Source organism: uncultured Capnocytophaga sp. (genome assembly GCF_938029845.1).
Taxonomy (GTDB): domain Bacteria; phylum Bacteroidota; class Bacteroidia; order Flavobacteriales; family Flavobacteriaceae; genus Capnocytophaga.
In genome coordinates, this window is sequence record NZ_CALHGG010000100.1 from 1 (window position 1) to 5,856 (window position 5,856).

General features: G+C 31.8%; 7 protein-coding genes and 2 pseudogenes. 5 read left to right on the plus strand and 4 right to left on the minus strand.

The window, feature by feature from the left end; all coding sequences use genetic code 11:
* On the plus strand, positions 1-351 hold a 351-nt coding region (locus Q0625_RS07240; protein ID WP_298825161.1), incomplete at its 5' end, for a hypothetical protein.
* Positions 352-516: 165 nt separating this feature from the next.
* Here the strand turns inward: Q0625_RS07240 and Q0625_RS07245 are convergent.
* Together Q0625_RS07245 and Q0625_RS14950 are read right to left on the minus strand one after the other, a co-directional pair.
* Complete coding sequence (locus tag Q0625_RS07245; RefSeq protein WP_298825163.1) at positions 517-1,344, minus strand: ISL3 family transposase; 828 nt, start codon at positions 1,342-1,344, stop codon at positions 517-519.
* Positions 1,301-1,561 (minus strand): annotated as a pseudogene (locus Q0625_RS14950) (transposase family protein); the annotation flags it as partial. The pseudogene Q0625_RS14950 and the gene Q0625_RS07245, both read right to left, overlap by 44 nt.
* Before the next feature lie 467 nt (positions 1,562-2,028).
* Between Q0625_RS14950 and Q0625_RS07250 the strand changes: the two are divergent.
* The 3 genes from Q0625_RS07250 to Q0625_RS07260 all read left to right on the plus strand — a co-directional run bounded on the left by Q0625_RS07250 (position 2,029) and on the right by Q0625_RS07260 (position 3,989).
* Complete coding sequence (locus Q0625_RS07250; RefSeq protein WP_298825165.1) at positions 2,029-2,883, plus strand: hypothetical protein; 855 nt, start codon at positions 2,029-2,031, stop codon at positions 2,881-2,883.
* A 60-nt stretch (positions 2,884-2,943) separates the two neighbouring features.
* Positions 2,944-3,213: a hypothetical protein gene (locus tag Q0625_RS07255; protein WP_298825167.1), complete on the plus strand. Its 270-nt coding sequence runs from the start codon at positions 2,944-2,946 to the stop codon at positions 3,211-3,213.
* A gap of 446 nt (positions 3,214-3,659) precedes the next feature.
* Positions 3,660-3,989, plus strand: coding sequence for a hypothetical protein (locus Q0625_RS07260; protein ID WP_298825169.1), 330 nt, complete (start codon positions 3,660-3,662; stop codon positions 3,987-3,989).
* Positions 3,990-4,015: 26 nt separating this feature from the next.
* Here the strand turns inward: Q0625_RS07260 and Q0625_RS07265 are convergent, their stop codons facing one another.
* The gene (locus tag Q0625_RS07265) at positions 4,016-4,387 is read right to left on the minus strand and encodes a winged helix-turn-helix domain-containing protein (protein ID WP_298825171.1); all 372 of its coding nucleotides are present in this window, start codon (positions 4,385-4,387) and stop codon (positions 4,016-4,018) included.
* Positions 4,388-4,630: 243 nt separating this feature from the next.
* On the opposite strand from Q0625_RS07265, the gene Q0625_RS07270 reads away from it, so the two are divergent.
* On the plus strand, positions 4,631-5,698 hold the full coding sequence (locus tag Q0625_RS07270) for a hypothetical protein (protein ID WP_298825172.1): 1,068 nt from the start codon (positions 4,631-4,633) through the stop codon (positions 5,696-5,698).
* 18 nt (positions 5,699-5,716) lie between these two features.
* On the opposite strand, the pseudogene Q0625_RS07275 reads toward Q0625_RS07270, so the two are convergent.
* A pseudogene (locus tag Q0625_RS07275) lies at positions 5,717-5,856 on the minus strand (IS1595 family transposase); the annotation flags it as partial.

Genomic DNA, 5,856 nt, shown 5'->3' on the forward strand with positions numbered 1-5,856 from the left:
ATATGCAGTGTACTTATACTGTCATCAGTTTTTGGGTTAAATTCTGTTCAAGCTTCAAAAAACATTGAAGAAACAAAGGTGTCGGATAATAATACTTTTGTAGTAAATGGGGAAGTTCTTACAGAAGACGAATACTGGGCAAAGATAGAAGCATTGGGAGTTGAAGTGTCTGATTCTTCGCAGCGTGATAAATTTATACCGGAAGATGAGGCTTGTGCAGGTATGAATGCAGAAGAATTTTATAATTATATAAGTGCTTTGGCGGCAGAACCTGATGAAATATATGTACTTGGCTTTACAGAGGTTTCAAAAGAAGAATTTTATGAAGCTTTAGAGGAAGATATTGATTAGTGGCATAAATTATTGGTTCTTTGTCAAGTGTTGGGGTGGGTTGATTTTTCAGCCCACTTTTTATATTTGAAATTTTTTGTATTTACCATTTTGTTGGGCGGAATATATTTAAAAGCTGATAAATATTTTTTTGCACAACAAAAAGACCCCGTCCCCAGACATTTTTTAAGCCGTCACCATTAAAATTCTATTCCTAAAATATTTAAAGTTACGTACACCATAAGATATTCTTTTAAGTACTTTTATCTTGTTATTAAACCCTTCTGTAGGTCCATTTGATATATGTCGATACTTAAGTGAATTTAAGATGTATTTGTAATTATTTCTGAATGCTGTGATTGCTGCATTAAACTCTTTTATACCGGAACTTTCTACCTCAAGCAGCCATTCGTGAAGGAGTACTCGTTGTTTTGAGTATGATTTTTCATCAAGTAGCTTGATAAACAGCTCTTTTATGAAATGTGCTTTCCTTAAGTCTTCTGAATACTCTAACATTAGTCTAAGTGCTGCCTTATTTTCTTCAGACAGAATTGATTCTCTTGTCGTTATGATGTGCCTGCTTCGCTTGTAGTACCTTCTAAGAGTCTTTGACATGTTCTTTTGCACATTCTTTCTTACATTCTCTAGAGCCCAATATACCTGCCTTATAAAGTGGTACCTGTCAATAACTATTTTAGCGTTTGGAAAATATGTTTTAGCCATATCTATGAAAGTCTTATTCATATCGCATGAGAAATATTTTACATTCATACGTTTAGACTTATCAAGAGACTTAAAATATTCAACCAAACATGTACTTTTTCTGGAGTATAGTATATCTAATACCTTATGTTTTATAGGATCGACAACGATAGTTTGATACTTTTCAGTTCCCACATTACCTTTAAACTCATCTATTGATATAGCTTCTCCAATTCTATCAGATGAATTGTTAAGAGTGCCAAGTACTTTATATACAGTGTGGGGTAGAGACATTAGCTCGGATAGATGCATGCTTAATGTTTATCGAGTCATAGAAAGAATGAGCAATAAACTTGGTCAGTCTTTGAGTTCTATGCAGATACCTTGAAACGAAATCATATGATTCATAAAAGTGTTTGCCACAGTTAGGAAAATGATAACGTCTCTTTTTAAGGTGTAAGGTACAAGATTTATTTTGAAAAGGTATATCTTTAATCTTTTGAATTCTGTAATCGTGTACCTTAGCAGTTACATTATTGCATCACAGACATTTATGTGGCTTAGGGTCGGTTTTAATAAGAAACGAGATATCATCGTCTTTTACACAATTAACATTGACTTTTATATCATAAATGCCTAAAATCTTATTCAGGTCGTTCATATGGACACCTCCTCCAAGTATAGTTTTTGTGTTGAACCGGGGACTTGGAGGTTTTTTTATTATAATAAAAAATATCATACATTAGAAAATATTATTTATACTATTACATCAATAGCTTTTTTTATCAATGTAATTATTAGCTATACTCAGAATAAAAATAATGTTCAAGCGTAATGAAATGACCCCTTGGATACGTGTAGTGCAACCTTATACAGGAGGTGGTAAAGGCTTTTATTTTGTAGAAAAAAAAGAATATCTAAAAAAAGATGAGGAATAAATATTGTATTTTAATACTTCTAACAGTATTATCACTGAGTTTTAAACAAAAAAATAATATGAAATCAAATGAAAGAATTGTTTATGCTTTAGGTGTTACCATACCTGGTCGTTATGAAGCTTACATTAATGATATTTTAGTAGAAACAAACAATGAAATGTCTATGCATAATACTATAATAAACATTAATCAAGCTGTTCTAAAGAGTGGTACTTATCAGTTTAGGATAAAACTATTTTCTTCTAATGAAGAACTGAGAAAAGGAGGTATACAGCCTGATACCTTTCAGTTCTTAAAAGTAGGATTAGTTAAATATCAGAAGATTGCTGTGGGAGAAGGAGCAGAAGAGGGAACATATCAGTATCTATACTCTTATCCTATTCCAAATTTGGAGAAACCTGTTCCATATTATGAAATAAAAGGAAAGTTTACAATCGATTTACCTTATGAACTGAATGGTTGGAGTAATGGGCAAGATCTTAGAAAATGGGACAAAGATAAACTAAAGAAAAAAGTTATCGCCTATTATAAAAAGCTATGGGAAATTCTTAATAAAGGAGATGTTGATCAATGGCAAAAATTAGTAAAAAAATCTCAAGAAGAAACAGCTTTTTTCAATTATTCTGATAAAGAATACCTCAATAAGTACATCAAAGAAGAAAAAGAAGAAATTATCAAAGACAAGGGTATGATGGCTGCTTTAGAAGATTATGAGATGAAAATATATGCTGATGGTAGATTAGTGTGCTTAGAACGGAGTAATCACACTAAACAGGTTAATGGTATCGATTGGGATATAAAAGGAGAGAGTCCTCTTATACAATATGGAAAAGAAGGAGGTGCCGCTACATTCCCCGTTAAGCTATATTTACCACAAGGTAGTGATGAATTTGTAATAATAAGAAGATATTGATTTGTAATAATTAAGATAAATGAAAGGCACTTACTACAAAACCCCATAGACTTCAAGGCGTTGATAGAGAAGCACGACCTTGCCAAGACCACCTTAGAGACCTCTATTGACCAGCAACTCTTCCTACTGGCTACCACAGCTTGGGGAGAGTGTAAGTTTGATGAAGGCTTCGGCACGGGCTTTTGGGAAGCAGACTTTGATATGCTTAAAAGTGATGCCAACCTAAAACTCTTGGTAAAAGAGAGCTTGAAAGAAGCTATACAGCGACACGGCGCATACACTATTACAAGTGTACCCTTCTCAAAACAACAAGTCTATCTCATTATATAACAGCTTTGCAACAAAGAAAAGAGTTCAAGATATCTATAACCCTCAAGATACTAAAGAAATAGACATCACTTTTTTCCCAACGATTCCCTTAAAACTCACTACCGCTAAGGTAAAATATATCGCTTATGGCAATGAACTGATAGAACAAGAGAGGCTTTAAGTGAAGATATATTTGTAGATTATGTAGTTGATACATATTTTGTACACCCTAAGGATTTTATTCCTCCTCAAAAAAATACAAATAATACCATACATAAAGAATTTGATGAAAAAATAATTGTATGGATAAAAAACAATAATAAAACTATTGAAAAGCTAAAAGATAAAACAGTTTATGAACACACTCATAATGAAATAACACATTATATAAATGAGCATAGTGATGAAATAAATAAATTTAGAAAAAAAGCAGAAGAAATTTTTGAATATTTTAAATCATTTTACAAATGAAAATGACAACATTTATATTACTGAGCAGTATATTAGGGTTGTTACAATGTGAGGGTAATACCCCCAATGAACCTTTTGAGGCTGATTATGTACTCACTGAAGAGAAAATAACTTATAAAGGACAAGACTTGCCTTTAGGAAAACCCGTAACTGAATGGGAGAAGATCTTTGGTAAATATGATAGAACTGCAAGAGAAGGAAGAGCGTTTATATGGGATAAATTAGGTGTTGCTGTTTTAGCCTCTTGGGGAGATGATGACCCCAAGCGAGGAAAAGGAGATTGGTTCCAAAAGACCCCAACTGAATATTTTTATATTTTTTTGTAAATTTAGATAGCCCTTTAAGAAAAAAACTAAATTAAAGGAAGCTCGTTTGTATTATGTCTCAAAGGATCCGCCTCACAAGGCACTTCGGTTGTTTTCTTGTAGGAAAAACCAATTCTGTTAAGTAAATCAGCCATTCCTTGTGGAGTATAGGTAACTTCAAAAGTGTCTTTAACCCATTGAGATACTTGTTTTGCATCTGTATAAAGATGTGTGCGTAACTCTTGTTTTAAGGATTCTATTTGAAAAATATTAAGCAGACCTTGATAACCTCTATAACGATTCTCAAGGAGTTTATCTAGTCCTCCTTCAAGATATAAGGAACGATAACAATAAATAGTAGAAATATCTATACCTAAGCAATCAGCAACAAAAATAGGAGTATTGCCCATAGAAAGCATCAAAATACAGGTAACTCAGGCATAATCCGAGCGACCTTGCAAGTTGCGTTAGAGCTTTCTAAGTTCCTCTATTTCTGTTGGTGACAGTGTTAGTTCCATAGACAGTGCAAAGATAATAAATCTTTTATTTATTCGCAATCTAAATTTGTTTGACTATAATAGATAATAGACACTAAAATGTACCATATAATGAAATACGTATTATATATAATAAGTGTATTTTTCCTAATCACGGCGTGTAAAATGGAAAAAACAGAGGTAAATCCTTCACAAGAGGAAGAAAAAAAAGAAATTATAAGTGAAGATTCTCTTATAGCGGCTGATCGTATTTTTTATAGAGATAGCTTAAAATTTGTAAATATATATCCTAATTCAGAAGAAGGGTATGGTTATTTAAATAGGAAACCAGCTAACTTGAAGGTTTATAAAGTAAATGAAGTTAGTGTTTTTCCAAAATTTGGATATTACGTAAATCTCTCTATACCTTATAGGCTTAGTCAAAAAGAACCGCTCCTTACAAAGAAAGAGATAAATAAGCAAAAATATTATTTCTCCCTAACAGGAAAACGCAAAGAGCAAATATTAGAACAATTACACCTAAAACAAACTGATACAGTGTATGCTTATAGTATAAAAGAGGACAAACTGGATACGTATTTAATAAAAGATTTAGAAATGATCGCTTACAATCCTATTGAGATAATAGAAGGAAAAATAGAAGAGAAGTATTTTGATGTTGGTTTATTATTAAGTTATAGCGAAGAACTAGATACCTCATATAAAGGAAAAGAATATGATTACGCATCTATTGAGGATGGAAATATATTCCAAACGGGAAAAATAAAAAGAATAGAAAGCGTGAAGATAAAAAATATAGATATTCCTTTTCCTATCAATTACAGTTTATTGGACAAATATGCTTACTATGAATATCCTATCTCTCTTCATATAGATAATACATATAAAGGAAAAATAAATAATGCTGACTTTTATATGCAAGCCTTTTCCAATTGGGATAAGCTCAATGAAAGATGGGATGAAAGAATGATTTACTTAATGATTGTTAAAGATAATAAGAAAGTAATAGAGCGTGTTTTTGCTGGAAATGGTATCGCAACCGTATGGATGTATAAAAATTTTTATATTGGTAATTTCATTAAGGGAAAACCAGATATTATAGAAAATATTGTATTTTACTCCTATGGTCATTGGCTAACTTTCCTTTCAGAAAATGAGCCTCCCATATTTGTATTGAGTAGTTATGAGGAAGAATATAAAGATTTCTATCAGGGGTTAGAGTTTTTAAAATAAAATTATTGAGGTGTCTATTTAGCTACATACTAATTGACTTTGGGAAACGGGAGAACGTTCTACAATTCTTTTCATTAATTTGTTAAAGATAGTCTCTTTGCTTTGTGAGCGATTGATTCTAAAACTATACTCAGCTAAATAGCGGTCTATATTAAACT

Excerpts from the sequence above, each read along its gene's own strand:
- Q0625_RS07245 (WP_298825163.1), bottom strand. The coding sequence starts at position 1,344 with ATGCATCTATCCGAGCTAATGTCTCTACCCCACACTGTATATAAAGTA.
- Q0625_RS07250 (WP_298825165.1), top strand. The coding sequence starts at position 2,029 with ATGAAATCAAATGAAAGAATTGTTTATGCTTTAGGTGTTACCATACCT.
- Q0625_RS07260 (WP_298825169.1), top strand. The coding sequence starts at position 3,660 with ATGAAAATGACAACATTTATATTACTGAGCAGTATATTAGGGTTGTTA.
- Q0625_RS07265 (WP_298825171.1), bottom strand. The coding sequence starts at position 4,387 with ATGCTTTCTATGGGCAATACTCCTATTTTTGTTGCTGATTGCTTAGGT.
- Q0625_RS07270 (WP_298825172.1), top strand. The coding sequence starts at position 4,631 with ATGGAAAAAACAGAGGTAAATCCTTCACAAGAGGAAGAAAAAAAAGAA.